Source organism: Variovorax ginsengisoli, assembly GCF_030486595.1.
Lineage (GTDB): Bacteria > Pseudomonadota > Gammaproteobacteria > Burkholderiales > Burkholderiaceae_C > Variovorax > Variovorax ginsengisoli_B.
In genome coordinates this window covers 171,807-195,911 of sequence record NZ_JAUJZH010000001.1, presented here as the reverse complement: position 1 = coordinate 195,911, position 24,105 = coordinate 171,807, and the positions used below count along the sequence as shown (strand labels likewise).

At 69.4% G+C, this 24,105-nt stretch carries 25 protein-coding genes and 1 tRNA gene; 14 read left to right on the top strand and 12 right to left on the bottom strand.

Annotation, left to right across the window (positions count from 1 at the left end; all coding sequences use genetic code 11):
* Nucleotides 1-30: 30 nt before the first annotated feature.
* Nucleotides 31-1,050 (bottom strand): isopenicillin N synthase family dioxygenase, encoded by a 1,020-nt coding sequence (locus QZH52_RS00935; protein WP_301802512.1) that lies wholly within the window; start codon nucleotides 1,048-1,050, stop codon nucleotides 31-33.
* 39 nt (nucleotides 1,051-1,089) lie between these two features.
* Here QZH52_RS00935 and QZH52_RS00930 point away from each other — a divergent pair, with 39 nt between their 5' ends.
* Together QZH52_RS00930 and QZH52_RS00925 are read left to right on the top strand one after the other, a co-directional pair.
* A complete protein-coding gene (locus QZH52_RS00930) occupies nucleotides 1,090-1,503 on the top strand; it encodes a group II truncated hemoglobin (RefSeq protein WP_286369217.1) in 414 nt (137 codons plus the stop codon).
* 70 nt (nucleotides 1,504-1,573) lie between these two features.
* The gene (locus QZH52_RS00925) at nucleotides 1,574-2,089 is read left to right on the top strand and encodes a LysR family transcriptional regulator (RefSeq protein WP_301802509.1); all 516 of its coding nucleotides are present in this window, start codon (nucleotides 1,574-1,576) and stop codon (nucleotides 2,087-2,089) included.
* A gap of 24 nt (nucleotides 2,090-2,113) precedes the next feature.
* Here QZH52_RS00925 and QZH52_RS00920 read toward each other — a convergent pair whose 3' ends face one another.
* The 4 genes from QZH52_RS00920 to radC all read right to left on the bottom strand — a co-directional run bounded on the left by QZH52_RS00920 (nucleotide 2,114) and on the right by radC (nucleotide 6,049).
* Nucleotides 2,114-2,770, bottom strand: coding sequence for a Smr/MutS family protein (locus QZH52_RS00920; protein ID WP_301802508.1), 657 nt, complete (start codon nucleotides 2,768-2,770; stop codon nucleotides 2,114-2,116).
* A gap of 17 nt (nucleotides 2,771-2,787) precedes the next feature.
* Nucleotides 2,788-4,608, bottom strand: coding sequence for a sensor histidine kinase (locus tag QZH52_RS00915; RefSeq protein ID WP_301802505.1), 1,821 nt, complete (start codon nucleotides 4,606-4,608; stop codon nucleotides 2,788-2,790).
* Nucleotides 4,608-5,279: a response regulator transcription factor gene (locus QZH52_RS00910; protein WP_301802503.1), complete on the bottom strand. Its 672-nt coding sequence runs from the start codon at nucleotides 5,277-5,279 to the stop codon at nucleotides 4,608-4,610. The genes QZH52_RS00915 and QZH52_RS00910 overlap by 1 nt, the downstream gene beginning before the upstream one ends.
* A gap of 92 nt (nucleotides 5,280-5,371) precedes the next feature.
* Nucleotides 5,372-6,049, bottom strand: coding sequence for a RadC family protein (gene radC / locus QZH52_RS00905; protein ID WP_301802501.1), 678 nt, complete (start codon nucleotides 6,047-6,049; stop codon nucleotides 5,372-5,374).
* Nucleotides 6,050-6,113: 64 nt separating this feature from the next.
* Between radC and QZH52_RS00900 the strand changes: the two genes are divergently transcribed.
* Genes QZH52_RS00900 through QZH52_RS00890 form a run of 3 tightly spaced genes read left to right on the top strand, consistent with a single transcriptional unit; the run spans nucleotide 6,114 to nucleotide 8,496 of the window.
* Complete coding sequence (locus QZH52_RS00900) at nucleotides 6,114-6,572, top strand: FKBP-type peptidyl-prolyl cis-trans isomerase (RefSeq protein WP_286523309.1); 459 nt, start codon at nucleotides 6,114-6,116, stop codon at nucleotides 6,570-6,572.
* The gene (ispH, locus tag QZH52_RS00895) at nucleotides 6,569-7,534 is read left to right on the top strand and encodes a 4-hydroxy-3-methylbut-2-enyl diphosphate reductase (protein ID WP_286523307.1); all 966 of its coding nucleotides are present in this window, start codon (nucleotides 6,569-6,571) and stop codon (nucleotides 7,532-7,534) included. Before QZH52_RS00900 ends, ispH begins: the two co-directional genes overlap by 4 nt.
* Nucleotides 7,531-8,496 (top strand): threonine/serine dehydratase, encoded by a 966-nt coding sequence (locus QZH52_RS00890; RefSeq protein ID WP_301802496.1) that lies wholly within the window; start codon nucleotides 7,531-7,533, stop codon nucleotides 8,494-8,496. The genes ispH and QZH52_RS00890 overlap by 4 nt, the downstream gene beginning before the upstream one ends.
* A 4-nt stretch (nucleotides 8,497-8,500) precedes the next feature.
* On the opposite strand, the gene QZH52_RS00885 is transcribed toward QZH52_RS00890, so the two are convergent.
* Complete coding sequence (locus tag QZH52_RS00885; protein ID WP_301802494.1) at nucleotides 8,501-8,917, bottom strand: VOC family protein; 417 nt, start codon at nucleotides 8,915-8,917, stop codon at nucleotides 8,501-8,503.
* 51 nt (nucleotides 8,918-8,968) lie between these two features.
* Between QZH52_RS00885 and serS the strand changes: the two genes are divergently transcribed.
* Both serS and QZH52_RS00875 read left to right on the top strand, forming a co-directional pair.
* Nucleotides 8,969-10,300: a serine--tRNA ligase gene (serS, locus tag QZH52_RS00880; protein ID WP_301802492.1), complete on the top strand. Its 1,332-nt coding sequence runs from the start codon at nucleotides 8,969-8,971 to the stop codon at nucleotides 10,298-10,300.
* Nucleotides 10,301-10,347: 47 nt separating this feature from the next.
* Nucleotides 10,348-10,437 (top strand) — tRNA-Ser (locus QZH52_RS00875).
* A 207-nt stretch (nucleotides 10,438-10,644) separates the two neighbouring features.
* On the opposite strand, the gene QZH52_RS00870 is transcribed toward QZH52_RS00875, so the two are convergent.
* Nucleotides 10,645-11,229: an NADPH-dependent FMN reductase gene (locus QZH52_RS00870; RefSeq protein WP_301802489.1), complete on the bottom strand. Its 585-nt coding sequence runs from the start codon at nucleotides 11,227-11,229 to the stop codon at nucleotides 10,645-10,647.
* Between the two features lie 35 nt (nucleotides 11,230-11,264).
* Between QZH52_RS00870 and QZH52_RS00865 the strand changes: the two genes are divergently transcribed.
* The 6 genes from QZH52_RS00865 (at nucleotide 11,265) to QZH52_RS00840 (ending at nucleotide 16,247) form a co-directional block, all read left to right on the top strand.
* Nucleotides 11,265-11,981, top strand: a complete 717-nt coding sequence (locus QZH52_RS00865) for a GntR family transcriptional regulator (protein WP_301802487.1) — start codon at nucleotides 11,265-11,267, stop codon at nucleotides 11,979-11,981.
* A 186-nt stretch (nucleotides 11,982-12,167) separates the two neighbouring features.
* Nucleotides 12,168-13,028: a fumarylacetoacetate hydrolase family protein gene (locus tag QZH52_RS00860; RefSeq protein ID WP_301802483.1), complete on the top strand. Its 861-nt coding sequence runs from the start codon at nucleotides 12,168-12,170 to the stop codon at nucleotides 13,026-13,028.
* 68 nt (nucleotides 13,029-13,096) lie between these two features.
* Nucleotides 13,097-14,068: a tripartite tricarboxylate transporter substrate binding protein gene (locus QZH52_RS00855; RefSeq protein WP_301802481.1), complete on the top strand. Its 972-nt coding sequence runs from the start codon at nucleotides 13,097-13,099 to the stop codon at nucleotides 14,066-14,068.
* Nucleotides 14,069-14,088: 20 nt separating this feature from the next.
* Nucleotides 14,089-14,667 (top strand): amino acid synthesis family protein, encoded by a 579-nt coding sequence (locus tag QZH52_RS00850; RefSeq protein WP_301802478.1) that lies wholly within the window; start codon nucleotides 14,089-14,091, stop codon nucleotides 14,665-14,667.
* Nucleotides 14,664-15,671, top strand: coding sequence for a zinc-dependent alcohol dehydrogenase family protein (locus QZH52_RS00845; RefSeq protein WP_301802476.1), 1,008 nt, complete (start codon nucleotides 14,664-14,666; stop codon nucleotides 15,669-15,671). The genes QZH52_RS00850 and QZH52_RS00845 overlap by 4 nt, the downstream gene beginning before the upstream one ends.
* Nucleotides 15,672-15,689: 18 nt before the next feature.
* Nucleotides 15,690-16,247 carry a VOC family protein gene (locus tag QZH52_RS00840; RefSeq protein ID WP_301802474.1) on the top strand — a complete coding sequence of 186 codons (558 nt, stop codon included), beginning with the start codon at nucleotides 15,690-15,692 and terminating at the stop codon, nucleotides 16,245-16,247.
* A gap of 12 nt (nucleotides 16,248-16,259) precedes the next feature.
* Here QZH52_RS00840 and pip read toward each other — a convergent pair whose 3' ends face one another.
* From pip to QZH52_RS00815, 5 genes are all read right to left on the bottom strand, one after another.
* Nucleotides 16,260-17,213 (bottom strand): prolyl aminopeptidase, encoded by a 954-nt coding sequence (gene pip / locus QZH52_RS00835; RefSeq protein ID WP_301802470.1) that lies wholly within the window; start codon nucleotides 17,211-17,213, stop codon nucleotides 16,260-16,262.
* Nucleotides 17,214-17,227: 14 nt separating this feature from the next.
* Nucleotides 17,228-17,647 (bottom strand): hypothetical protein, encoded by a 420-nt coding sequence (locus QZH52_RS00830; RefSeq protein ID WP_301802468.1) that lies wholly within the window; start codon nucleotides 17,645-17,647, stop codon nucleotides 17,228-17,230.
* A 2-nt stretch (nucleotides 17,648-17,649) separates the two neighbouring features.
* Nucleotides 17,650-19,020 carry a metal-dependent hydrolase family protein gene (locus QZH52_RS00825; protein ID WP_301802465.1) on the bottom strand — a complete coding sequence of 457 codons (1,371 nt, stop codon included), beginning with the start codon at nucleotides 19,018-19,020 and terminating at the stop codon, nucleotides 17,650-17,652.
* Between the two features lie 109 nt (nucleotides 19,021-19,129).
* Complete coding sequence (locus tag QZH52_RS00820; RefSeq protein ID WP_301802464.1) at nucleotides 19,130-19,807, bottom strand: redoxin domain-containing protein; 678 nt, start codon at nucleotides 19,805-19,807, stop codon at nucleotides 19,130-19,132.
* 82 nt (nucleotides 19,808-19,889) lie between these two features.
* Complete coding sequence (locus tag QZH52_RS00815) at nucleotides 19,890-20,408, bottom strand: Lrp/AsnC family transcriptional regulator (protein WP_286523287.1); 519 nt, start codon at nucleotides 20,406-20,408, stop codon at nucleotides 19,890-19,892.
* A gap of 94 nt (nucleotides 20,409-20,502) precedes the next feature.
* On the opposite strand from QZH52_RS00815, the gene QZH52_RS00810 reads away from it, so the two are divergent.
* Complete coding sequence (locus QZH52_RS00810) at nucleotides 20,503-24,093, top strand: indolepyruvate ferredoxin oxidoreductase family protein (protein ID WP_301802461.1); 3,591 nt, start codon at nucleotides 20,503-20,505, stop codon at nucleotides 24,091-24,093.
* Nucleotides 24,094-24,105 lie beyond the last annotated feature (12 nt).

The window sequence follows — 24,105 nt, the reverse complement described above, 5'->3', positions numbered from 1 at the left end:
GCAGCGAAGTTCTCCTCGGCTTCTGACCCTTCACAGCACTTCGTCGCGCAACTGCGGGAACACCTTCGACACCTTGGCCAGCAGGTAGTCGCCGTAGCGGCCGCTGAAGGCATGGACGTTGGCGCGGTCCCAGCGCTCCGCGCTGTCGTCCGTGGCGGCGCTGTCCAGCCCTTCGATGCGCCGGACCCGGGCCTCGAAATTCGGATCGAAGAACAGCGGGAAGGACAACCGGTCGCGGCCCGAGGTGTTGCGCGTCACGCGGTGCGGGGTCGACTTGTAGAGCCCGCCGGTCATGCGGTCGAGCATGTCGCCGATGTTGCAGACGAAGGACTGCGCGACGGGCGGCGCCTCGATCCAGCCGCCGGGCGTGCGCACCTGCAGGCCGCCCACGTCGTCCTGGCGCAGGATCGTGAGCAGGCCGTAGTCGGTGTGCTCGCCGACGCCCCAGTGCACGTCCATGCCCTCGGGCACCGGCTGCGTCGGGTAGTTGAAGATCCGGAACAGGATCAGAGGGTCGGCCGTGTAGCGCTCGGCGAAATAGGCGGCCGGCAGGCCCAGGCTCAGCGCGATGCCTTCCATCAGGCGGTGGCCGAGCCGCGTGACGGCGTCGATGTAGGCCAGCACCGTGGCGCGGAAACCGTCGATGTCGGGGAACAGGTTGGGCCCGTGCACCGGCGTGCCGGCGCGCACCAGCGGATGGTCCGCGGGCAGTTCGGTGCCGAGATAGAGGCCTTCCTTCCAGTCGGGCCGGCCGGAGGTGAGTTCGCCGCCGAGCGGGAAGTAGCCGCGCCAGGCCCGGCCGCCGAGCGCCATGCGCCAGCGCATCTTGGTCGGCTCGTCCTGCGCGAAGAAGCGGCGGCTCAGATCCTCGAGGCGCTGCACCAGCGCCGGGTCGACGCCGTGGCCGGTGACGTAGAAGAAGCCGTGGGCCCGGCAGGCGGCGCCAATTTGCGCCGCCACCGGTTCGCGCCCGGCGCCGTCGGCGACCAGGGCCGAGACGTCGATCACGGGCAGGCTTTTGCCGGGGGAGGAGGGGGTTGAATCGGCCATGGCTGCGATGGTGCCTCAAGTCTTGGGACAATGGCGTCCATGCAAATCCAGGACAAACCGCCTTTCGACACCCCTTTCGAATGGATCGGCGGCGAAGCCGCGGTCCACGCGCTGGTCGAGCGCTTCTACGACCTGATGGATCTCGAGCCGGCCTATGCGCAACTGCGCGCGGTGCACGGCAGCTCGCTCGACAACGCGCGCCAGCGCCTGTTCTGGTTCCTCTGCGGCTGGCTCGGCGGGCCGCAGCACTACACCGACCGCTTCGGCCATCCGATGCTGCGCGCGCGGCATCTGCCGCAGAGCATCGGCGGCCACAGCATCGGCATCCGCGAGCGCGACGAGTGGCTGGCCTGCATGGACCAGGCGATGGGCGAGACCGGAGTGCCGGAGGACTTGCGCGAGCGCCTGCGCGGATCGTTCTTCCAGACGGCGGACTGGATGCGGAACCGCTAGACGCCGGCATGCAGGAGCTCTTCGATTCGCGGCGGGTGCACTACTTCCAGCGGTCGTCGCCAGCGGGTCGGTGCGCGCCGCCGCCGAGGAGCGTCGCGGCCGCGGCGTCGTGCCGACCGATGCGGGCCGGCTGCTGGCCACCTACGCACGGCGCCAGCTCGACGTGCAGGCGACCTTCTATGCCGAGGTCGACAAGCTGCGCCATGCGAGCCGGGGCCATGTCGACATGGTGCTGGGCGAAGGCATGCTGGACCTGTTCTTCGAGCCGCTGATCGCCGACTTCGTGCGCGGCCATCCGCAGGTCACGCTGGCCGTGCACGTCGCCAGCACCGCGGGCGGCGTCGATCTCATCGCCGAGGACCGGGCGCACATCGGACTGGAGACGCCGAACGAGATCGTGGAACGGCTGCGGGCCTCGGTGGGCCATGCGCTGAGGCAGCCCGACGTGCGCACCCGGCTCGGAGCCGAAGGGCGAACGGTGCTGCAGCCGTTCGCGACCCAGGCGCAGGCGGATGCCTACCTGGCGGCCCAGATCGACCGCTATGCGCGCTTGCTGAAGGAGATCGATCGCGAGCCTGCGCGCTGAGCGCGCTTCGCGGGCTGCCGCGGCTCAGCGCCGCGCCGGCGCCAGCAGCACCACCAGCGCCCCGCCGCCGCCCTCGGCGGGCTTGGCCTGCACGAAGGCCAAGGTCTCGTTCTTCTGGATCAGCCAGCGCTGCACCTTGGCCTTGAGCACCGGCTGCTTGCCCGGCGAGCCGTGGCCCTTGCCGTGCACCACGCGCACGCAGCGAACGCCCTGTTTCCAGGCGTCGCGGATGAAGGCGCCGAGCGCCTCGCGGGCCTCGTCGCTGCGCATCCCGTGGAGATCGAGCTGACGCTGGATCGACCATTCGCCGGCCCGCAGCTTGCGCGTGACATCGGTATGGATGCCGGGCCGCCGGAAGCTCATGGCGTCGTCGGCGTCGAGCAGAGTGCTGACGTCGAATTCGTCGGACAGCGATTCGCGCAGCACGCGCTGGTCGTCGAGCTGCTGCTGTACCGGGATCGGCGCCGGCGGCTCGGGGGCCAGGGGCACCGAGGCCTTCCTGCGCAGCGGTTGGGTGGCGCCGATCGCGCGCGAGAACAGGTCCTGGTCGGCCAGGCGCTTCTTCTGCGCGGCGGCCCGCTCGGCCGCCGCAGCCGCTTCGCGCTCGCGTTGCTCGGCGAGTGAGCGTTGCACCTGCTTGAGATCGGAGAGGCTCTTGAGGCTGTTGGATTTGGCAGGCATGGTGTGGAGCCTAACGCTCACGGGGAGACCGTTGCGTCGATCGGGCAATGCAGTTCGAGCGTCGTGCCGGAGTCGTTGCTGTGGAGGGCCAGCCTGCCGCCCAGCCGTGCCGCGCGGGCCTCCATGCTCTTCAGGCCCATTCCACTGCTCTGCCTCGACGCCGCATCCGGCGCGATGCCCCGACCGTTGTCGCGGACCGAGAGCGCGAGCTGTCCGCCCGCCGCCTCGATGGCGACATCCACCCGGGTCGCACCGCTGTGCTTGACCACGTTGGCGAGCGCTTCCTGCAGCACGCGCAGGAAATCCAGGTCCCGCTTGCCGCCCAGCCGGCAGGACTGCAGCCCGGCGAAGCGCCAGCGGCATTCGATGTCGGCCGCTTCCAGCAGGCGGGTGCTGCGGTGGCGCAGGGGCAGCAGCCGCTCCGCCAGTTCTTCGGTGTCGTGGAAGGCCGAACTCTCGATGATCAGGCGCAGGTCGTCGTTCACTTCCTTGAGCGCCCACAGCGCGCCGTCGTCGCTGTCAGGCCGGTTGCCCAGCGAATGGATGTGGCTGCTGAGGGTCATGCCGAGACCGTCGTGCAGATCGCGCACCAGGCTCAGGCGCTCGGTCAGCCGGGTCTGCACCAGTTCCGCCGCATGCTGCCGGCTGAGCCCGTCGGCCAGGCGCCGCGTGGCCTCTTCCACACGCTGCTTGAGCTCGGCGTTGAAGTGCTCGGCCAGTCGCATGTCCTTGACCATGCGCCAGGTCAGCACGAACGAGATTCCCAGCAGCGTCGCACTCGACGACAGCGTGGCGTAGTAGCGGTTGCCCGGCAGGTATTCCAGGAACACCAGCGTGTCGTGCACGCCGGCCATCAAGGGGATCAACAGGAAGGCCGCGAGCACGGCCGCCTCGAGTTGGCGCGAGCGGAACGCATGCCGCAGGATCACCACGCAGCCGCCGACATAGAGCAACAGCGTCGCCAGTACGGTGTGGTTGCGCACCTGCACCTGGATTGCCGACGGCGCCAACACGAGCAGCGCGATGCCGGCCCCCGAGCTCACGAGGAGGATCCACCGCAGCCCCGCGCCGGCCAGCTGGCAGAAGTGCAGTGCGAACATCAGGAAGCAGCCGATGCTCGCGAGCATCGCGATGTGGTTGGCGCGCTGGAAGGCCTCGGTGCTGTCGAAGGGCCAGGTCCCCAGCGCCACGTAGTTGTACGAATAGGCCACCCACAGCAGGCAGAACAGGCTGAACCAGCCATACGACAGCTCACTGCGCCGCATCAGCCAGAGCATGCCGTAGAGCACCCCCATGACCAGGGTCAGGCCGATGCCGAGCAGGGGCAGCGACCGGTGAACCAGGGTCGCGCGGCGGTACGTTGCCCGCACCAGTTCGGGTTCGCCGAGCGTGACCGCGCCGAGCCCCGGCTGGTAGGCCGCCAGCCCGGAAACGCGCACCAGCAGTTCATTGGCGCCGGGGCGCAGCAGCGGGGCGTCGAGTACCCAGTAGCGCGGCAGGTTCCAGGCGCGCGAGAGCGGCTCCACGAGGTCGCTGTCGCCGCCGATCAGGCTGCCGTTGAGATACACGGCGCCCGCCATGTTGAAGTGGCCGGCCATCAGGCCTTTGGGGCGCAAGCCGGCGGGGTTTGCGGGCTCGGACCAGCGCAGGCGATACCACACGACGCCGTCGAATCCGGGCCAGCGCGAAGTCCAGCTGTCCGGCAGTGTGACGGCCGTCCAGCCCCGTGCGGGCTGCGCGCCGGCATTCCAGTCGGAACGCGCCGCCTCGATGCGCTCGAAGGCCTGCGCTGTGCCGGTGATGAAGAGGCAGGCCAGCCACAGGCCTGCCCAGCGCATCAGGGCAGCAAGCCCTTCGTCCGCGCGCTGTACACCGCGCCCGCGCGCGAGTGCACCGCGAGCTTGCGGTAGATGTTCTTGGCGTGGCATTCGACGGTGTTGATGGACAGTGAGAGGCTATGGGCGATCTCGCGGTTGCTGTGGCCTTGCGCCACCAGCTGCAGAACCTGCGTTTCTCGGGCGCTCAGCTGGGCGGGCGGCGTGGTCGCCGGGGCCGCGCCGATGTTAGCAAGCGCGCCCGGACCGAGTTGCGGCGCGGCCATCAGCTGGAGGATGCGGCGCGCGATCACCGGATCGATCGGCGCGCCGCCACGCCGCATGCTGCCCAGCGACAGCTCGAGCTCGGCGTCGCTGCCGTTCTTCAGCAGGTAGCCGACGGCACCGCCGCGGATCGCCTGCAGCACCGTCGCATCGTCGCCGAGGCGGGAGACCACCACCGCGTCGACCGTGGGTGCGCGGGCCTGCATCCCGGGCAGGAGTTCGAGACCGTTGCCGTCGGGCAGGCCGACATCGAGCAGCGCCAGGTCGAAGCGGCCGGCCGACAGCTGCTGGCGCGCCTCGGCCAGCGAACCGGCCATCGCGCAGCGGGCCTCGGGTGCGGCTTGGGCGCTCACCCGTTCGAGGCGCTCGCGCACCGACGGGTCGTCATCGACGATCAATATGTCTTCCACGGCCAGCTTTGCATCCTTGGGGGTCCGGCATTGTCGGTCGAACCCGCCTCGGTTACGAATGGTTTCAATTCTGATCCATAACGAAATTGTTCTCAAAGCATGCCGCCCTCGGCCATGGACAGCGCCCCGCCGCGAGCAACGATCACGTGGTCGAGCACGCGTACGTCGATCAGCGCCAGCGCGGCCTTCAGCGTCTGAGTGAGCGACTGGTCGGCGCGCGAGGCTTCCACCGAGCCGCTCGGGTGGTTGTGCGCCAGCACCACGGCGGCGGCGTGGTGGTGCAGCGCGCGCGTGACCACCTCGCGCGGGTAGACGCTGGTCTGGGTGAGGGTGCCGCGGAACAGCTCTTCCATGGCGATCAGCCGGTGTTGCGCGTCGAGGAACAGGGCGGCGAAGACTTCATGCGGCCGGGCGGCCAAGTGCAGTTGCAGGTACTGCTTGACGGCACCGGGAGAGTCGAAGACCGCGCGCTCCTTCAGCCGCTCGGCCATCGCGCGGCGCGCGAGCTCGAGCACCGCCGCCAGTTCGGCACGCTTGGCGGTGCCGCCCAGGCCCTTGATCTGCTTCAGGTCGTCGAGCCCGGCGTGGAGCAGGCCGGAGAGGCCGTCGAAGCGATCCAGCAGTTCCTGCGAGAGCTGGAGCACGTTCTTGCCGCGCAGGCCGGTGCGCAGCAGCAGCGCCAGCAGTTCGACATCGGCCAGCGCACCGGCGCCGAGCGAGATGAGTCGCTCGCGCGGCCGCGCGCCATCCGGCAGGTCCTTGAAAGACATGGTGCCTACGGGGTTCTGACCCCACTCCCTAAAATAGGGGCCCAGTCTATAGGGACCCCTCACCTTGTCTTCGATTTCCACCGCCGCCGTCGTCACGCCCGGTTCCTTCCTCACGCTGCACTACCGGCTGTCCGGTCCTGCGGGCGACATCATCAACACCTTCGACGACAAGCCGGCCACGCTGTCGCTCGGCACCGGCGAGCTGTCGCCGGCGGTCGAGCAGCGCCTGATCGGCCTGGCGGAAGGGGCGCACGCCACCTTCGAGCTGCCGGCGGGCGAGGCCTTTGGCGAGCGCAATGTCGAGATGCAGCAGTGGGTCGCGCGCAAGCTGCTGACCCAGATCGGCGACCCCGACGAGCCATACGCCATCGGCGACGTGATCCAGTTCCCCACACCCGACGGCACCGGCAGCTATGCGGGCGCGGTGATCGAGTCGAACGCGACCGCGGTGCGCTTCGATTTCAACCATCCACTCGCAGGGCAGCCCGTGACCTTCGAAGTGAAGCTGATCGGCGTGCTGTGAACGGAATCGAAGAAGTCATCCTGGCCGAGCCGCGCGGTTTCTGCGCCGGCGTCGACCGCGCGATCGAGATCGTCGAGCGCGCCATTGCCAAGTTCGGCGCGCCGATCTACGTGCGCCACGAGATCGTGCACAACACCTACGTGGTCAACGAGCTCAAGGCCAAGGGCGCGGTCTTCATCGAGGACCTGGCCGACGTGCCGCCCGGCGCCACGCTGGTGTTCAGCGCCCACGGCGTCAGCAAGGCGGTGCAGGCCGAGGCGCGCGCGCGCGGCTTCGAGATCTTCGACGCCACCTGCCCGCTGGTGACCAAGGTCCACGTCGAAGTGGCCAAGCTGGCCAAGGAAGGCTACGAGTTCATCATGATCGGCCACAAGGGACACCCCGAGGTCGAGGGCACGATGGGGCAGCTGTCTAGCGGCATCCACCTGGTCGAGGACGTGGCGGACGTGGCGCAGGTGGCGCCGGCCCAGACGGCGAAGCTCGCGGTCGTGACGCAGACCACGCTGTCGGTCGACGATGCGGCCGAGATTTCGGCCGCGGTGCGGGCGCGCTTTCCGAGCGTGCGCGAGCCCAAGCAGCAGGACATCTGCTATGCCACGCAGAACCGGCAGGACGCGGTCAAGATGCTGAGCCCGCAGGTCGACCTGGTGATCGTGGTCGGCAGTCCGACCAGTTCCAACAGCAACCGGCTGCGCGAACTCTCGCAGCGCCTCGGCACCGAAAGCTACATGGTCGACTCCGCCGCGGAACTGCAGCCCGAATGGTTCGAGGGCAAGTCCCGCATCGGCCTCACGGCGGGCGCCTCGGCGCCCGAGGTGCTGGTGCGCGAGGTGATCGACCGCATCAAGGCCCTGGGCGCGGTGTCCGTGCGCAAGATGGACGGCATCCAGGAGACCCTGAAGTTTCCGCTGCCCAAGGGGCTCAAGCTCGACGACATCCCGCCGCCGGGGCACATCTCGTGAGCGGCGACCTGCAGCAAGACTGGCGCGGCGACGTCGAGGCCGCCGCGCGCCGGATTCGCGAGCGCGCGCCGCACTTCCTGCGAGAGACGCCGCTGTGGAAGCTCCCGGGGCGCGCGCTGGGCGTGGACACGCCGGGTGTCGAAGTCTGGCTCAAGCTCGAGCACCTGCAGGTGAGCGGCAGCTTCAAGGCCCGCGGCATGATGAACCGGCTGCTGGCCAACGAGATTCCGGCCAGCGGCGCCATCGTGGCCTCGGGAGGCAATGCCGGCATCGCCACCGCGGCGGCCGCGCAGGCGCTCGGCGTGCCTTGCGAAGTCTTCCTTCCCGAGATGTCGCCGGAGGCCAAGCGTGCCCGGCTGCGTTCGCTCGGTGCCAGGGTGGTGGTCGGCGGTGCCGCATACGCCGATGCGCTCGCGGCCTGCCTGCAGCGGCAGCGCAAGACTGGCGCCTTGCTCACGCATGCCTACGACCAGCCCGAAGTGGTGGCCGGTGCGGGCACGCTGGGCCGCGAGATCGAGCAGCAGGGCGGCCTGCCCTATGCGGTGCTGGTGAGCGTCGGCGGCGGCGGCCTGATCGGCGGGCTGGCGGCCTGGTTCGAACGGCGCAGCCGCGTGGTGGCGCTCGAACCCGAGCGCGCACCGACGCTGGCGCGGGCCCGCGAGGCCGGCGAGCCGGTCGACGTCGAGGTCGGCGGCATCGCGGCCGACTCGCTCGGCGCGAAGCGCATCGGCGCGATCGCCTGGGAGCTCACGCAGCGCCATGTCGGCGATGCGCTGCTGCTGTCCGACGATGCCATCCGCGCCGCCCAGTCCTGGATGTGGAAAGAGCTCAAGCTGGGGGTCGAGGCCGCTGCGGCGCTGCCGCTGGCGGCGCTGCAGACCGGCGCCTACGCGCCGCGCGAAGGCGAGAAGGTCTGCCTGATAGTCTGCGGCGCCAACGTCGATCCGGGGATGCTGGGCTGATCGGTCAGGCCTTGGCCGGCTCCTGCTCGCAGTTGACCATCCAGGGCACGCCGAATTTGTCTTCGAGCATGCCGAAGCCGGTCGACCAGAAGGTGGGCGCGTAGGGCATCGTCACCTTGCCGCCGGCGCCGAGGGCGTTGAAGAGCTTTTCGCCTTCCTTCACATCCTTGGCCTGCACCGACAGCGAGAAGCCGTGGTAGCCCTTGAGCGGATAGCCGGGCGGGGCGTCGGACGCCATCAGCTGGTGGCCTCGCGCCTCGAGCGTGGCGTGCATGATCTTGTCCTTGTAGTCGGCCGGCGTCTCGGCACCCATCGGGCTTTCGCCGAAGGTCATGCTGAAGAGGATCTTTCCGCCCAGGGCCTGGGCGTAGAACGCGAGCGCCTCGGCCGCGTTGCCGTTGAAGGTCAGGTAGGCTTGCATCGCAACTCCTTGGGGAATGGGTGGGATGCTACGCGCACCTAAAATCACGCCATGCTCGATATCACACTGTTACGCAAGGACCTCCCCTCGGTCGTTGCCCGCCTCGAAACTCGCAAGAAGAACCAGACCTTCCTCGACGTCGCGAAGTTCAGCGCGCTCGAGGCCGAGCGCAAGACGCTGCAGACGCGCACCGAGGAACTGCAGGCGCGCCGCAACACGCTCAACAAGCAGATCGGGCCCCTGAAGGCCAAGGGCGAGTCGGTCGACGCGCTGATGGCCGAGGTCAACGGGCTGAAGGCCGAGCAGGAGTCCTCGGCCGTGCGGCTCGATGCGATCCAGCCCGAGCTGCAGGCCTTGCTGCTGGCGGTGCCGAACCTGCCGCACGCCAGCGTGCCGGTCGGCGAGGACGAGCACGCCAATGTCGAGGTGCGGCGCTGGAGCCCCCAGGGCGGCGAGGGCGCTTCGGCGACGCCGCTCGGGTTCGCCGCCCGGGACCACGTCGATCTCGGCGCCCCGCTGGGCCTCGATTTCGAGATGGGCGCCAAGCTCTCGGGCTCGCGCTTCACGGTGATGAAGGGCCCGATCGCGCGGCTGCATCGGGCACTCGCGCAGTTCATGATCGACCTGCAGACCGAGCAGCACGGCTACACCGAGTGCTACGTGCCCTACGTCGTCAATGCCGATTCGATGCGCGGCACCGGCCAGCTGCCCAAGTTCGAAGGCGACCTGTTCGCCGCCAAGAAGGGCGGGCAAGACGGCGAGCCCGCACCCGACCATTCGGCGCTCTACCTGATCCCGACCAGCGAAGTGCCGCTGACCAATTTCGTGCGCGACGAAGTCGTGGCCGAGGCGCAGCTGCCGATCCGGCTCACCGCCCACACGCCCTGCTTCCGCTCGGAAGCGGGCAGCGCCGGGCGCGACACGCGCGGCATGATCCGCCAGCACCAGTTCGACAAGGTCGAGATGGTGCAGGTCACGCATCCCGAGAAGAGCTACGAGGCGCTCGAGGCCATGACCGGCCACGCCGAGGCGGTGCTGAAGGCGCTCGAGCTGCCGTACCGGGTGGTGCTGCTGTGCAGCGGCGACATGGGCTTCGGTTCGAGCAAGACCTACGACCTCGAGGTCTGGCTGCCGGCGCAGGACACGTACCGCGAGATCAGCTCGGTGTCGAACTGCGAGGCCTTCCAGGCGCGCCGGCTGCAGGCCCGCTTCAAGAATGCGCAGGGCAAGAACGAACTGGTGCACACGCTCAACGGTTCGGGCCTGGCGGTGGGCCGGGCACTGGTCGCGGTGCTCGAGAACCATCAGAACGAGGATGGCTCGATCCGGGTGCCGGCGGCGCTGCGTCCCTATCTCGGCGGCCTCGAACTGCTGCGAGGCTGAAAAATCGGCCAGAAAGTGCTGCTATAATCGTTGGCTCGACAGACACCGGAGAGGTGGCAGAGTGGTCGAATGTACCTGACTCGAAATCAGGCGTACTAGCGATAGTACCGAGGGTTCGAATCCCTCCCTCTCCTCCAGGATCTGATGCGCCTCGCGGCGCATCGAAAAAGCCCATGAAAGCCCCGCTAGCCGGGGCTTTTTTGCGTCTGCACGGTGGCCCCGGCCGGGCCTGTTCTCCACCGGCCGCGTGGACAGCCTTGTGGACAACAGCAGGGGTAACTCCGGGGAAGGGCTCCAGGCTTGGCTTCCGATACGATGCCTCCAAAACAGGCAGCGTCGCGCCCTCAGCCGCGCGGCGCGCGCGCCGCGATCAGCGCGATCTCGTCGAGCAGGTCGCCCAGCGCCGCCCCGATGAAGTCCAGGGTGGCGGGATCGACCAGCCGGCCATCCTGGATCTTGGCGCCGACATTCGCGATCGCCACATGCTGGCGCACCACGGGCCGTGCCAGGGTCGCCGCCAGCGCGTCCCGGATCTGCGCCTGCGCGCGGACACCGCCCGCGGTGCCGGGCGATGCCGTCATGACCAGCGCCGGCTTGCCCTTCAGCGGCGACGCGAAGCCCGGGCGCGAGGCCCAGTCGATGGCGTTCTTCAGCACGCCGGGCATGCCGTAGTTGTATTCGGGCGAGCACAGCACCAGGCCGTCGGCATTCCGGATCGCCTGCTTGAGCTGCGCGACCGGCGGTGGCGGCAACTCGCCGTCGAGATCGGCGTTGTACACGGGGATCTCGTCGAGCGGAAAGATTTGGAGCGTGACGCCGGCAGGGAGCAGCGGCTGCAGGCTGCGCAGCACGGCCGTGCAGTTCGAGGCGCGGCGGATGCTGCCCGAGATGGCAGCGAGGCGCAGGGGCGGGGTCTGGGCAGTGTTCAACGGTGCGGATCCTTCTCTTTGGGTTGCGGGAGTTTATGCATAAAATTAGGATCATGTACAAAAAAGAGATGCTCGCCCGTACCCCGCCGTTGGTCGACCAGGCCTTCGCGCGGCTGCGCCACGATGTGCTGACAGGCACCTTCGCGGCCGGCGCCAAGCTCAAGCTCGACGAGCTGCAGACCGCGTACGGCTTCTCCAGCAGCCCGCTGCGCGAGGCGCTGAGCCGGCTGGCGCAGGAAGGTCTGATCCGCGCCGACGAGCGGCGCGGCTTCAGGGTGGCCGAGATCTCGCCCGAAGACCTCGCGGACATCACGCGGATGCGCGTGATGCTCGACGTGCCTGCGCTGCGCGAGTCGATCGCCCATGGCGACGACGCCTGGGAGGCCCTGGTGGTCGGTGCGTACCATCGGCTGGAGAAGGTCGAGGCCCGCCTCGCCGACGGCCCGGTCGTACTCGACGACGACTGGACCCAGCTGCACGCCGCCTTCCATCTGTCGCTGCTGGCGGCTTGTCCCTCGGAGCGGATGCGGGGCTGGAGCGCGAGCCTGTTCGACCAAGCCGAGCGCTACCGGCGCTACTCGGCGCGCTTTCGCAAGAGCGCCCGGCGCAAGTCGAACGAGCACCGCAAGATCATGGACGCCACCCTGCGCCGTGACGCCGACACCGCCTGCATGCTGCTCGAAGAGCACATCCTCGGCACCCAGCGCAATGTCATGACGATCCTGGGCGCCGCGCTCAAGGAACTCGCCTAGCACCTCGCCGCCGGGGCCGGTCCGGACCCGCTCCGATCTGCTTCCCGCCCACCGCTTCGTGCGGCTGCCAGCGCAGCCGCACGCGCGCGCCTGCCCGCCCGCCGACCCGCGTTCAGTAGAAACCACTATGCACGAGATCATTTTTGTGCATAAAAATCCATTCGTGCATTAAACAAAGGAAGCCGAATGAAACTGATGTCCTACTCGATCGCAGGGCGCGAGACCTGGGGCGCCGTCGTCGATGGCGGTGTGGTCGACCTCGCGGGCCGCACCGGCCATGCCACCCTGGCCGCCTTCATCGCCAGTCCCGATTTCGCCCGCCGCGACGCGCTGCTCGCCGGCCTGGCCGCCGACACGCAGCTGTCCGACGTGAAGTACCTGCCGGTGATCCCGCAGCCCGAGAAGATCGTCTGCGCGGTGCGCAACTACCTGGACCATCACCAGGAGGTGCTCGCCGCCGGCATGCAGCGCGAGCTCTCCGAGCAGCCGCCGATCTTCCTGCGCGTGTGGCGCTCGCAGACGCCGCATCAAGGCCCGATCGTCCGCCCGCGCGTGTCCGAGTCGCTCGACTGGGAGGGCGAGCTGGCCGTGATCATCGGCGCCGGTGGCCGCGACATCCAGGAGGCCGACGCCTGGAACCACGTCGCCGGCTACAGCTGCTACAACGACGCGAGCGTGCGCGAATGGCAGTTCCATGCGAAGCAGATCGCCTCGGGCAAGAACTTCGAATCGACCGGCGGCTTCGGCCCCTGGATGGTCACGGCCGACGAGATCGCGCCGGGCCGCGAACTCAAGCTCGAGACCCGCCTCAACGGCCAGGTGGTCCAGTCCAGCCACACCGGCCACATGATCTTCTCGATCCCGCGCTTGATCGCCTATGCCTCGACCATCTTCACGTTGGTGCCGGGCGACGTGATCGCCACCGGCACGCCGGCCGGCGTGGGCTGGAGCAAGAAGCCGCCGCAGTTCATGAAGCCCGGCGACGTGGTCGAGGTCGAGATCGAGGCCGTCGGCCTGCTGCGCAATCCCATCGTCGCCCAGGACTGAGCGCCTGCGGCATTCCCGGCAACAAGGGCGAGCGCAGAGACCGAGACGCGCTGCCCGTGGAGACACCCATGAAAAGAAGACAACTGGTCGCGGCCTGCGCCGCAGTCGCTGCGGCCTGGTCGACGCCCCGGGCCTCTGCGCAGGCCTATCCGGAGCGCCCGATCAAGATCTACCAGGGCTTCGCGCCGGGCGGCAATGCCGATGCGATCGCGCGCGCAGTCGGCCTCGAGATGGGCAAGACGCTGGGCCAGCCGATCGTGGTCGAGGCGCAGTCGGGCGCCGGCGGCACCATCGCCGCGGCCACGGTGGCGCGCGCCAGGCCCGATGGCTACACGCTGCTGCTGGCGACGGGTGGCCACGCGGTGGCCGGGGCGCTCTACAACACGCTGCCGTACAAGTCGGTGGCGGACTTCGAGATGATCTCCACGGTCACCTACTTTCCGTTCCTGATCGTGGTCAACGCGAACTCGAAGGTGCAGGGCCTCCCGGAGGTGCTCGCGGCGGCGCGTGCCGCACCGGGCACCGTGGCCTACGGCACGGCCGGCGTCGGCTCGACCCATCACCTGGCCGGCGAGTTGCTCGCGAAGATGGCCGCCGCGTCGATGCTGCACGTGCCCTACCGCGGCGATGCCGCCGCGTTGACCGCACTGCTCGGCGGCGACATCCCGTTCATCGTCGCTCCGCCGACCGCGGTCATGTCGAACATCCTGGCCGGCAAGCTGCGTGCGATCGCCACGACCGGGCCGCAGCGCTGGCCCGGCCTGCCGAACGTGCCCACCGTCGCCGAGCAGGGCGTGCCCGGCTACGACGTGCGCTCGTGGGCCGGGCTGATGGCACCCGCGCGCACCCCGCGGCCCATCGTCGAGCGCCTGCAGGCCGAGACCCAGCGCGCGCTGCAGTCGGCGGCCGTGCGCCAGCGCCTCGAGGAGATGGGCGGCGAGGCGCGCGGCAGCACGCCCGAGGAGATGAAGACCATGGTCAGCCGCGAGGTCGACAAGTGGACGCAGGTGGTGGCCGATGCCAAGATTCCCAGGCAATGAACGAACCGAAGGATGATTCCATGTCGCTGATCGCGCTGCGCAAACGCAGCCTCACCATCGAGACCGTGTACCACGAAGGCGGCCCAGTCGCCGACAGGCCGCTGCGGGTGGCCGCCGCCTGCGCGGTGATCCGCAATCCCTACGCGGGCCGCTACGAGCCCGACCTCTTGCCCTTCATGGCCGAGCTGCGCAGCCTCGGCACCCTGCTGGCCGAGGAGCTGGTGGCGACGCTGGGCAAGGACAAGGTCGAGGCCTACAGCAAGGCGGCCATCGTCGGCGTCAACGGCGAACTCGAGCATGGCGCGGTGTGGCACGAGGCCGGCGGCTGGGCGATGCGCCAGGTGCTGGGCGAGCCCAAGGCCATCGTGCCTGCGGCCAAGGCCGTGGCCGCGGCCGGCTACCGCCTGATGGTGCCGTTGCACTACATCCATGCGGCCTATGTGCGCAGCCACTTCAACAGCATGGAGGTCGGCATCCAGGACGCGCCGCGGCCCGACGAGATCCTGTTCGCCCTCGTGATGGCCGACGGCGGCCGCATCCATTCGCGCCTGGGCGGCCTGACCAAGGACGCGGTCTCGGTCCACGACGGGCAGCGATGAGCATGACGAACACCATGAAAGCCGTGCAGTTGCAGGTCACGGGCGGCCCCGAGGTCTTGTCCCTGGTCGAGCTGCCGCTGCCCGTGCCGGGTCCCGGCCAGGTTCGGGTCAAGGCCGAGGCCGTCGGGGCCGGCGGGCCGGACGTGCTGATCCGCAACGGCACCTACAAGTGGATGCCGCCGCTGCCTGCCATTCCGGGCAACGAGCTGGCCGGCGTGGTCGATGCGGTGGGGCCAGGCGCGAGCCGGCTGGCGGTCGGCGAGCGCGTCCTGGTCAGCGCGCGCGAGCTGCCGCAGCGCGGCGGCTGCTATGCCGAGTACATCTGCGTGCCGGAGGCGGTGCCCTTCGTGCTCCCCGCCAGCGTGAGCTTCGACGCCGCCGTCAGCCTGGGCAACTTCCAGCTGGCGATCGCGCTGCTGGCGAGCAATGGCAACCTGCCCGCGCAGGCGGTGCTGGTGCCGGGTGCCGCCGGCGGCGTGGCGACCACGCTGGCACAGGTGGCGCGCGCGCGGGGGCTGCGCGTGATCGGCACCGCCTCGTCGGACGAGAAGCGTGCCTTCGCACTGGACAACGGCGTCTCCGACATCGTCGACGGCGACCCGCGGACGCTGCCCGAGCGCGTGCTGGCCCTGACCGGCGGCCGCGGCGTGGACCTGGCCTTCGACCACGTGGGCGGCGCGCTCTTCGTCGCCTGCCTGCGCAGCCTGGCGCCGTTCGGCATGGCGGTCTCCTACAACATCCTCGCGGGTCCGCCATCGAGCGACGTCTTCGACGAACTGCGCCGGCTGCTGGGCCGGAGCCTGGCGATCCGGACCTTCTCGATCCACACGGTCGATGCCGATGTCGCGCAGCGCCGCGGACTGATGGCGCAGGCGATCGCACTGATGGCCTCCGGCCAGGTGCGCGCGCCGCGCGCCACGCGCATGCCGCTGGCGCAGGCTCGCCGGGCCCATGAACTGCTCGACAACGGCGGCTCGCTCGGCAAGCTGGTCCTCGTCCCCTGATAGCGCCCGGAGGCCTCCATGACGCAGCCCTACGCTCCCAACCTCTCGCACTGCGGCATCTTCTGCCGCGACCTCGACCTGATGAAGGCGTTCTACACCGGCGTGTTCGACATGCAGGAAACCGATCGCGGCGAGGGCGTCACCTTCCGCTTCCAGATCGTGTTCCTGAGTGGTCGCCACGACCAGCACCATCAACTGGTGCTGGCTGGCGGCCGCGCCAGCGATGCCCCGAGCACCGTCATGCAGCTCTCGTTCAAGGTGCAGACGCTGGACCACCTGCGCGAAGCGCGCCGCCGCGCGCTGGCGCTCGGCGCCACGCAGATGCGCGGCCTGAACCACGGCAATGCGCTGTCGATCTACTGCATGGATCCCGAGGACAACACGGTCGAGGTCTACCTCGACACCCCGTGGTACGTGAGCCAACCGCATGGCGACCCGCTCGATCTCGACCAGGATGACGCGGCGATCTGGGCCCAGACCGAAAGCGTCGTGCGCACCGACCCGAGCTTCATGCCCGTGGCCGAGTGGGCGTCGCGCTTCGTGCAACGGCGCGAGCTGCGGGGCGGCGCGCCCTGAGCCCCTTTCGGCTCAGCCCTTCGCGAAGCGATCCGTCGCCCGTATCAGCTGGTCCAGGATGCCCGGCTCCGACCAGGCATGGCCGGCGCCTTCGATCAGGTGGAACTCGGATTCCGGCCATGCCTTGTGCAGCGCATGCGCGTAGCGGGCCGGGCAGGGCATGTCATAGCGCCCGTGCACGATCACGCCGGGGATGCCGTGCAGCCGATCGGCATCGCGCAGCAGCTGGCCGTCGTCGAGCCAGGCGCCGTGCGAGAAATAGTGGTTCTCGATGCGGGCGAAGGCGAGGGCGAAATGGCCGTCGCCATGGGCCGCCGCGATCGAGGGATCGGGCAGCAGCGTGATGGTCTGGCCTTCCCAGAGGCTCCAGGCCCTGGCCGCCTCGAGCTGCCGCGCCGGGTCGTCGCCGGTGAGGAGCCGGCGGTAGGCACCGATCATGTCGTCGCGCTCGGCCTCGGCCACCGGCGCCTGGAAGCATTCCCACTGCGCCGGGAACATCTCCGACACGCCGAACTGGTAGTACCAGGCGAGTTCCGCCCGGGTCACGGTGTAGATGCCGCGCAGCACCAGCGCGCTGACGCGCTCGGGGTGCTTCTGCGCATAGGCCAGGGCCAGGGTCGACCCCCACGAGCCGCCGAACACCAGCCACTGCGAAACGCCCATGTGTTCGCGCAGGCGCTCGATGTCGGCGACCAGGTGCCAGGTGGTGTTGGCCTCGAGCCCGGCATGGGGCGTCGAACGGCCGCAGCCGCGCTGGTCGAACAGCAGCAGGTCGTAGCGCGATGGGTCGAACAGCCGGCGATGGTCGGCAGAGATGCCGCCGCCGGGGCCGCCATGCAGGAAGACGGCCGGCTTGCCGCCCGGCGTGCCGACGCGTTCGTAGTAGATGCGGTGGCCATCGCCGACATCGAGCAGGCCGCTGTCGTAAGGCTCGATCGGTGGGTAGAGTGAACGTAGGTCGGTCATGGTCGAGGGGTGGGTCACAGCCCCAGCCGCGTCAGGGCCCAGGCCACGGTGGCCAGCTCGGCCACGTTGAGCATCATGCCGACGATGTGAAGCCGGCGGAACCGGAAGATCGCGGTGTCGGAGGCCGGGATCGAGTCACGCAGCAGGTCCATGCGCGGGATGACGAGCCAGCGGCGCAGCGCAAAGGCCAGGGTGGCGATGCAGGCCATGCCCAGGGCGAAGGCAGGCTTGGCGGTCCAGGCGTAGCCCAGGGCCGCCGCGCCGGCCGTCAGCATCACGGCGAGGTAGTAGACGTTGAACAGGCCGCGGATGAAGCGCGAGTCGAGCGGCGTGTCGTGCTTGAGCACCAGCAGCGGCAGCGAGCCCATCATGAAAAAACCCATCCAGACCAGCAGCAGCACCGTCGGGATCAGCGCCATGACGATGGGCGGCATCGTCACCCCTTGATGAGGTTCTTGTGGATCTTGCCGTCCTTCATGATGACCACCAGGCTGGCATCGGGCTCGGCCAGCAGCGACACGTCGTCCAGCGGATTGCCGTCGACCAGCAGCAGGTCGGCGTAGGCGCCCTGCTCGAGCACGCCCAGCTTGGCCGGATAGGGATTGCGCGGGCCCGACAGGGCGAGCAGCTGCGCGTTGTCGGCCGTCGCCATCGAGAGGATCTGCGGGTTCGAATACCAGCGCGTCAGGTGCGTGAGCATCGTGCCCTGCCGCTTCGCGAGCGCCGGCGCGAACAGCATGTCGGAGCCGAACGCGGTCTTGAGCTTGTACTTTTTCGCCAGCTTGTAGAGGTTGTCGGTGCCCGCGAACACCTGGAGGGCCGCGACCCTGTTGGGGCCCGTGAGCGCGCCCGTGTCTTCCTCGGAGAGAAAGGGCTGGGTGCTCAGCCAGACCCCCTTGTCGGCCATCATCCGCGCGGTGGTGTCGTCCATCAGGTGCGCATGCTCGATGCACTGCGCGCCGGCCATGACCGCTCGCTGCACGGTGGCGGGTGCATAGGCGTGCACCGCGACGTAGGTGTTCCAGTCTTTCGCGACCTCGACGGCGGCGCGCAGTTCGGCCTCGGAGAGGGTGGTCAGGTCGAGCGGGCTGCGCGGCGACGAGACGCCGCCGCCGCCCACGACCTTGATCTGCGAAGCGCCCTGGGTCAGCTGCTCACGCACCCGCAGGCGGATCTCGTCGGGGCTGTCGACGATGGCCGCCGCTCCCGTGCGCTCGACGGCGCTCGGGACGCCCGGCGAGCGCGGGAGATCGGACAAGCCGCGCAAGTCGCCGTGGCCACCGCTGCCGGTGATCATGGCGCCGCAGGGATAGATGCGCGGCCCTGGCGTGAGCCCTTCGTCGATCGCCTGCTTGAAGGCGAAGGCCGGGCCGCCGAGATCGCGCACGGTCGTGAAGCCCCGCATCAGCGTGCGCTGGGCTTCCGCGGCGGCGGCCATGTGGATGTAGCCGATATTGCCCTGCAGGAGCACGGGAAGCGGCAGGGCCGCAAAGAGGGAATGCCAGTGCGCGTCGATCAGCCCCGGCATCAGGACGCGGCCGCGGCCATCGATGGTCTGGGCCCCCTCGGGCGCGGCGGGCGTGCCGGCGCCGATCGACTGGATCCGGTTGCCCTCGACCAGCAGGTGCAGGCCGTCGCGCAGCGTCGAAGACTTGCCGTCGAACAGGCGCACGTTGGTGAAGAGGACCTTCGTTGGCGCCGGCGTCTGGGCCTGGACGCGGAACGGAAGGCCGAGCGCGGCCACGGAGGCCGCCATGCCTGCCACGAAGCCGCGGCGCGACAGATCGGCGTCGATGCGGCGGGTCAAGGCCTGGAGTTCAGGGCGATGGCAGAGGCAGACGGCGCGTCGTACCTCGGTGTCTTGGGTCAGTGAGGTGCAGCTGTACAAGATCGGGCTTCCAGGAACACCGCGCCGCTCAGTGTCGGAGGCCGCCGGTGGCGGCGATGATATCCGCCGCGGTCGGGAAGAGGGAGATGCTGTTCGGCCCGTCCATGGCCTCGATCTGCACCCAGCTGACGATGCCCTGCGCATCGATGAGGAAGTGGCCGGCGAGCTGGGTCGGGTGGCTGGCCAGGATCGCCTCGTCGGCTTGGGTCATGGCGAAGCCGTCCTTGGCATTCAGTACCGGGTTGGCCGCCATCGGGTTCATCGGTTCCGGCAGCTCGCCGGTCGGGTTGATGCGCGCCGCCTCGAACTCCGCCATGCTCGCGAGGTAGGGCCACCGGGGGCTGTCGGTGCTGCCCTCCGGCAGGAACTCGGCCCGCGGCACGCCGAAGGCCTGGTGGGTGAGGCAGTCCGGGTCGCTGAGCAGCATGACCGGCGTCGGCCGATATCGGAAATAGAGGCTGGCGCGCTCGACCGGCGTGTTGATCACGGCCACGGTATCGATGCCGGCCGCCTGCAGCGCCGGCTGGACCTCGCCGAGCCGCAGCACCTGGCGCCGGCAGAACGGGCAGTGCAAGCCGCGAAAGAAGCCGATCAGGAACGGCCGGCCGCGCAGGTCGGCGAGAGACACCCGGCCTTCGTGATTGGCCGCGGGAAGCGAGAACGCCGGCGCGGCTTCTCCCGGTTGCAGAGGGTGTTTCTGGTCCACGGCAATTCCTTTGTCTTGAAGCTCGGGAGCGGACGGGAATCGGACCGTATCACTTGTTCAGGCATGGCACAACGCGCCGCCCTCAGCGCCGCCGCCCGCGCGCCGGCGCGGCCGGCTGCACCGCCTGCTCGATCGGCAGTGCCATCTCCGACTTCACCTGCCGCAGCACGATGCTCGAGCGCACATGCGTCACGCCCGGCAGGCTGAACAGGGTCTCGTGCAGGAAGCGCTCGTAGTGCTTCATGTCCTGCACCAGCACCGTCAGGATGTAGTCCGCCGGACCGGTGGCCGACACGCAGCTGGTGATCTGCGGGCTGGCGGCGACCGCGTCCTCGAAGCGCTGCACCTGCGATTCGCTGTGGCGGTCGAGGTTGACTTCGGCCACCGCCGCCACGTGCAGGCCGACCTTCTCGCGGTCGATCAAGGCGGTGTAGCCGCGGATCACGCCGGCCGCCTCCATGTCCTTGATGCGCTTCCAGCACGGTGTCGGCGAGAGCCCGACGGCCTCCGAGATCTGCTGCACGGTCTGCCGCGCATCGCGCTGCAGCTCGAAAAGGATCTTCAGGCTGTGGGCGTCAAGAAGAATCGAATCGACGTTCATGGCGTATTTGGAGAATTTCATCCTCCAATCAGGGGGATTCCATAGTGTATTGAAGAAGCACTTACTCGCCGCGCGATGGAACAATTTCGGCCATATGAAAAGCCTTCCCCACGATCCGAACGTCCTGCGCGCCGACTACAAGCTGAGCGACAGCCTGTGGGCGACATCGGGCGCCGTCTTCCTGACCGGCACCCAGGCGCTGATCCGCATCCTGCTGATGCAGCGCCAGCGCGACGCGGCCCGCGGCCTCGGCACCCAGGGCTTCATCAGCGGCTACCGCGGCTCGCCGCTGGGCATGGTCGACCAGGCGATCTGGAAGGCCGGCAAGGGCTTCGAGGAAGCCGGCATCCGCTTCGTGCCGGCGATCAACGAGGAGCTGGCGGCCACCCAGGTGCTGGGCACCCAGCGGGTCGAGTCCGACCCCGAGCGCACGGTCGAGGGCGTGTTCGCGATGTGGTACGGCAAGGGCCCGGGCGTCGACCGCGCCGGCGATGCGCTCAAGCACGGCAACGCCTACGGCTCGTCGCCGCACGGCGGGGTCCTGGTGGTGGCGGGCGACGACCACGGTTGCGTCTCGTCGTCGATGCCGCACCAGAGCGACCATGCCTTCGTGGCCTGGAGCATGCCGGTGCTGCAGCCGGCCTCGGTGGCCGAGTACCTCGAGTTCGGGCTCTACGGCTATGCGCTGTCTCGCTATTCGGGCGCCTGGGTCGGGATGGCGGCGCTGTCGGAGGTGGTCGAGAGCGGCAGCACGGTCGATCTCGACCTCGTCAACGCCCGCGCCGCCGCCTGGGCCGATGCCGACACGGTGCATGCCGCCACCGGCCACCGCGCGCCGGACGACGGCTTGCACTACCGCTGGCCCGACCTGCCGTCGCTGCGCATCGAATCGCGCCTGGCCGACAAGCTGGAGGCGGTGGCGGCCTTCGCGCGCGTCAACAGCATCGACCGCCACGTGATCGAGAGCCCACAAGCCAAGGTCGGCATCGTGACCTGCGGCAAGGCGCACTACGACCTGATGGAGGTGCTGCGCCGCCTCGAGATCACGCCGGACGTCCTGGCGCGCGCCGGCGTGCGGCTCTACAAGGTGGGGCTGAGCTTCCCGATCGAGCAGACGCGCATCAAGGACTTCGCGCAGGGCCTGGACGAGATCCTGATCGTCGAGGAGAAGGGCGCGATCGTCGAGACCCAGCTGCGCGACCTGTTCTACAACGCGCCGCCCGAAGCCCGCCCGGCGCTGATCGGCAAGCTGGACCGCGACGGCCGGCCGCTGGTGTCGGCGCTCGGCGAGCTGCGGCCTTCGCGGCTGATCGAGCTGGTGGCCCACTGGCTGGCGGTCCATTTCCCCGGCCACGCCGAATTCGGCGACCACCTGCAGCACGTGCGCGACTTCACGCCGCCCGAGCTGCTCAGCAACGACGGCGACTCGGTCAAGCGGGTGCCTTACTTCTGCGCCGGCTGCCCGCACAACACCAGCACCAAGGTGCCCAAGGGCTCGACCGCGCGCGCCGGCATCGGCTGCCACTTCATGGCCAACTGGATGGACCGCAGCACGGCCGGCCTGATCCAGATGGGCGGCGAGGGCGTCGACTGGGTTTCGCACTCGATGTTCACGCGCACGCCGCACGTGTTCCAGAACCTCGGCGACGGCACCTACTACCACTCGGGCTATCTCGCGATCCGCCAGGCGGTGGCGGCCAAGGCCACGCTGACCTACAAGATCCTCTTCAACGACGCGGTCGCGATGACCGGCGGCCAGCCGGTCGACGGCATCATCAGCGTCGATGCGATCGCGCGCCAGGTCGAATCCGAAGGCGTGAAGCAGGTGGTGGTGGTCAGCGATGCGATCGAGAAGTACGACGCCATCAAGGGCAAGTTCCCGGCCGGCACCGAGTTCCACGACCGCGCCGAGCTCGACGCGGTGCAGCGCCGCCTGCGCGAAGTGCCTGGTGTCACGGTGCTGATCTACGAGCAGACCTGCGCCGCCGAGAAGCGCCGCCGCCGCAAGAAGGGCGAGCTGGCCGACCCGGACAAGCGGCTCTTCATCAACGAGGCGGTGTGCGAGGGCTGTGGCGACTGCACGGTGCAGAGCAACTGCGTCGCGGTGCTGCCGCACGAGACCGACCTCGGCCGCAAGCGCAAGATCGACCAGACCAGCTGCAACAAGGACTATTCCTGCGCCAAGGGCTTTTGCCCGAGCTTCGTCGGCGTCAGCGGCGGCAAGCTGCGCAAGAAGAGCGGCGCCCTGGCGGCCGGCAAGGACGCCTTCCTGCAGCACGTCGCGGCGCTGCCACGGCCCGCGGCCCACGGCTGGAGCGCCCCCTACGACCTGCTGGTGACCGGCGTCGGCGGTACCGGCGTGGTCACGGTGGGCGCGGTGATCGCGATGGCCGCGCACCTCGAAGGCAAGTCGGCCAGCGTGTTGGACTTCATGGGCTTCGCCCAGAAGGGCGGCGCGGTGCTGAGCTTCGTGCGCCTGGCCGACACGCCCGAGCGGCTGAACCAGGTGCGCATCGATACCCAGCAGGCCGATGCGATCCTGGCCTGTGACGTGGTGGTGGGCGCCTCGGCCGATGCGCTGCAGACCGTGCGCCACGGCCGCACCCGCATCCTTGCGAACATGCACGAGATCCCGGTGGCCGAGTCGCTGCGCAACCCCGACGCCGACCTCAAGACCGCGCTGCTGCTCGAGAAGATGCGCTTCGTCGCCGGTCGCGACCAGGTCCAGACCTTCGACGCCCAGACCCTGGCCGAGGAGTTCCTCGGCGACACGCTGGCATCGAACATCCTGGCTGCCGGCTATGCCTGGCAATGCGGGCTGATCCCGCTGAGCCTGGAGGCGCTGACCCGCGCGATCGAACTCAACGGTGTCGCCGTGGCGTCGAACCTGATGGCCTTCTCGCTCGGCCGGCTGGCGGCCGGCGATCCGCGGGCGATCGATGCGCTCCGCGGCGCGCCCGCGGCGGTGCCCGAGAATGAATCGCTCGACACACTGGTGGCGCGCGGCATGCGGCATCTGGCGGGCTACCAGAACGAGGCCTGGGCCCGGCGCTTCGAGGCCCGGGTGCTGTCGCTGCGCGAGCGCGAAGCCGCCCTGGCCGGCGGCGACGCCTCGCTGCCCGTCACCCGCAATGCGGCGCAGAGCCTGCTCAAGCTGATGAGCTACAAGGACGAGTACGAGGTGGCCCGCCTGTACAGCGACGGCAACTTCCGCGAGAAGCTCGCCGAACAGTTCGAGGGCGACCTGAAGCTCGAATTCCACATGGCGCCGCCCTTCCTCGCGAAGCCCCGGGACGGCCAGCCGCCGGTCAAGATCCGGCTCGGCGGCTGGATGCTGCCGGCGATGAAGTGGCTGGCGCGCGGCAAGGCCCTGCGGGGCACGGCCTTCGACCTGTTCGGCCACACCGAGGAGCGTCGCCTGGAGCGCGAGCTGATCGCGCGCTTCGAGTCCCGGCTCGACGAGTTGGCGGCCGGGCTGTCGACCGCCAACCAGCGGCTGGCGGCGCAGATCGCGGCCGTGCCGCTGGCGATCCGCGGCTACGGCCACGTGAAGCTGGCCAACCTCGCCCTGGCGCGCGGCCGCGAGGCCGAGCTGCTGCACCGCTTCGCGCCCGAACGCTATCCGCGTCCGGCGGTCGAGGCGAAGGCGGGGCAGATCCGGGGCATCGCGGTGGTCGCCCAGTGAGCAATTTCATGG

Excerpts from the sequence above, each read along its gene's own strand:
- serS (WP_301802492.1), top strand. The coding sequence starts at position 8,969 with ATGCTCGATATCACACTGTTACGCAAGGACCTCCCCTCGGTCGTTGCC.
- QZH52_RS00845 (WP_301802476.1), top strand. The coding sequence starts at position 14,664 with ATGAGCATGACGAACACCATGAAAGCCGTGCAGTTGCAGGTCACGGGC.
- QZH52_RS00935 (WP_301802512.1), bottom strand. The coding sequence starts at position 1,050 with ATGGCCGATTCAACCCCCTCCTCCCCCGGCAAAAGCCTGCCCGTGATC.
- QZH52_RS00885 (WP_301802494.1), bottom strand. The coding sequence starts at position 8,917 with ATGCAAGCCTACCTGACCTTCAACGGCAACGCGGCCGAGGCGCTCGCG.
- QZH52_RS00915 (WP_301802505.1), bottom strand. The coding sequence starts at position 4,608 with ATGCGCTGGGCAGGCCTGTGGCTGGCCTGCCTCTTCATCACCGGCACA.
- QZH52_RS00860 (WP_301802483.1), top strand. The coding sequence starts at position 12,168 with ATGAAACTGATGTCCTACTCGATCGCAGGGCGCGAGACCTGGGGCGCC.
- radC (WP_301802501.1), bottom strand. The coding sequence starts at position 6,049 with ATGTCTTTCAAGGACCTGCCGGATGGCGCGCGGCCGCGCGAGCGACTC.
- QZH52_RS00850 (WP_301802478.1), top strand. The coding sequence starts at position 14,089 with ATGTCGCTGATCGCGCTGCGCAAACGCAGCCTCACCATCGAGACCGTG.
- QZH52_RS00855 (WP_301802481.1), top strand. The coding sequence starts at position 13,097 with ATGAAAAGAAGACAACTGGTCGCGGCCTGCGCCGCAGTCGCTGCGGCC.
- QZH52_RS00810 (WP_301802461.1), top strand. The coding sequence starts at position 20,503 with ATGAAAAGCCTTCCCCACGATCCGAACGTCCTGCGCGCCGACTACAAG.
- QZH52_RS00815 (WP_286523287.1), bottom strand. The coding sequence starts at position 20,408 with ATGAACGTCGATTCGATTCTTCTTGACGCCCACAGCCTGAAGATCCTT.
- QZH52_RS00920 (WP_301802508.1), bottom strand. The coding sequence starts at position 2,770 with ATGCCTGCCAAATCCAACAGCCTCAAGAGCCTCTCCGATCTCAAGCAG.
- QZH52_RS00840 (WP_301802474.1), top strand. The coding sequence starts at position 15,690 with ATGACGCAGCCCTACGCTCCCAACCTCTCGCACTGCGGCATCTTCTGC.
- QZH52_RS00930 (WP_286369217.1), top strand. The coding sequence starts at position 1,090 with ATGCAAATCCAGGACAAACCGCCTTTCGACACCCCTTTCGAATGGATC.
- QZH52_RS00865 (WP_301802487.1), top strand. The coding sequence starts at position 11,265 with ATGCATAAAATTAGGATCATGTACAAAAAAGAGATGCTCGCCCGTACC.
- pip (WP_301802470.1), bottom strand. The coding sequence starts at position 17,213 with ATGACCGACCTACGTTCACTCTACCCACCGATCGAGCCTTACGACAGC.
- QZH52_RS00830 (WP_301802468.1), bottom strand. The coding sequence starts at position 17,647 with ATGCCGCCCATCGTCATGGCGCTGATCCCGACGGTGCTGCTGCTGGTC.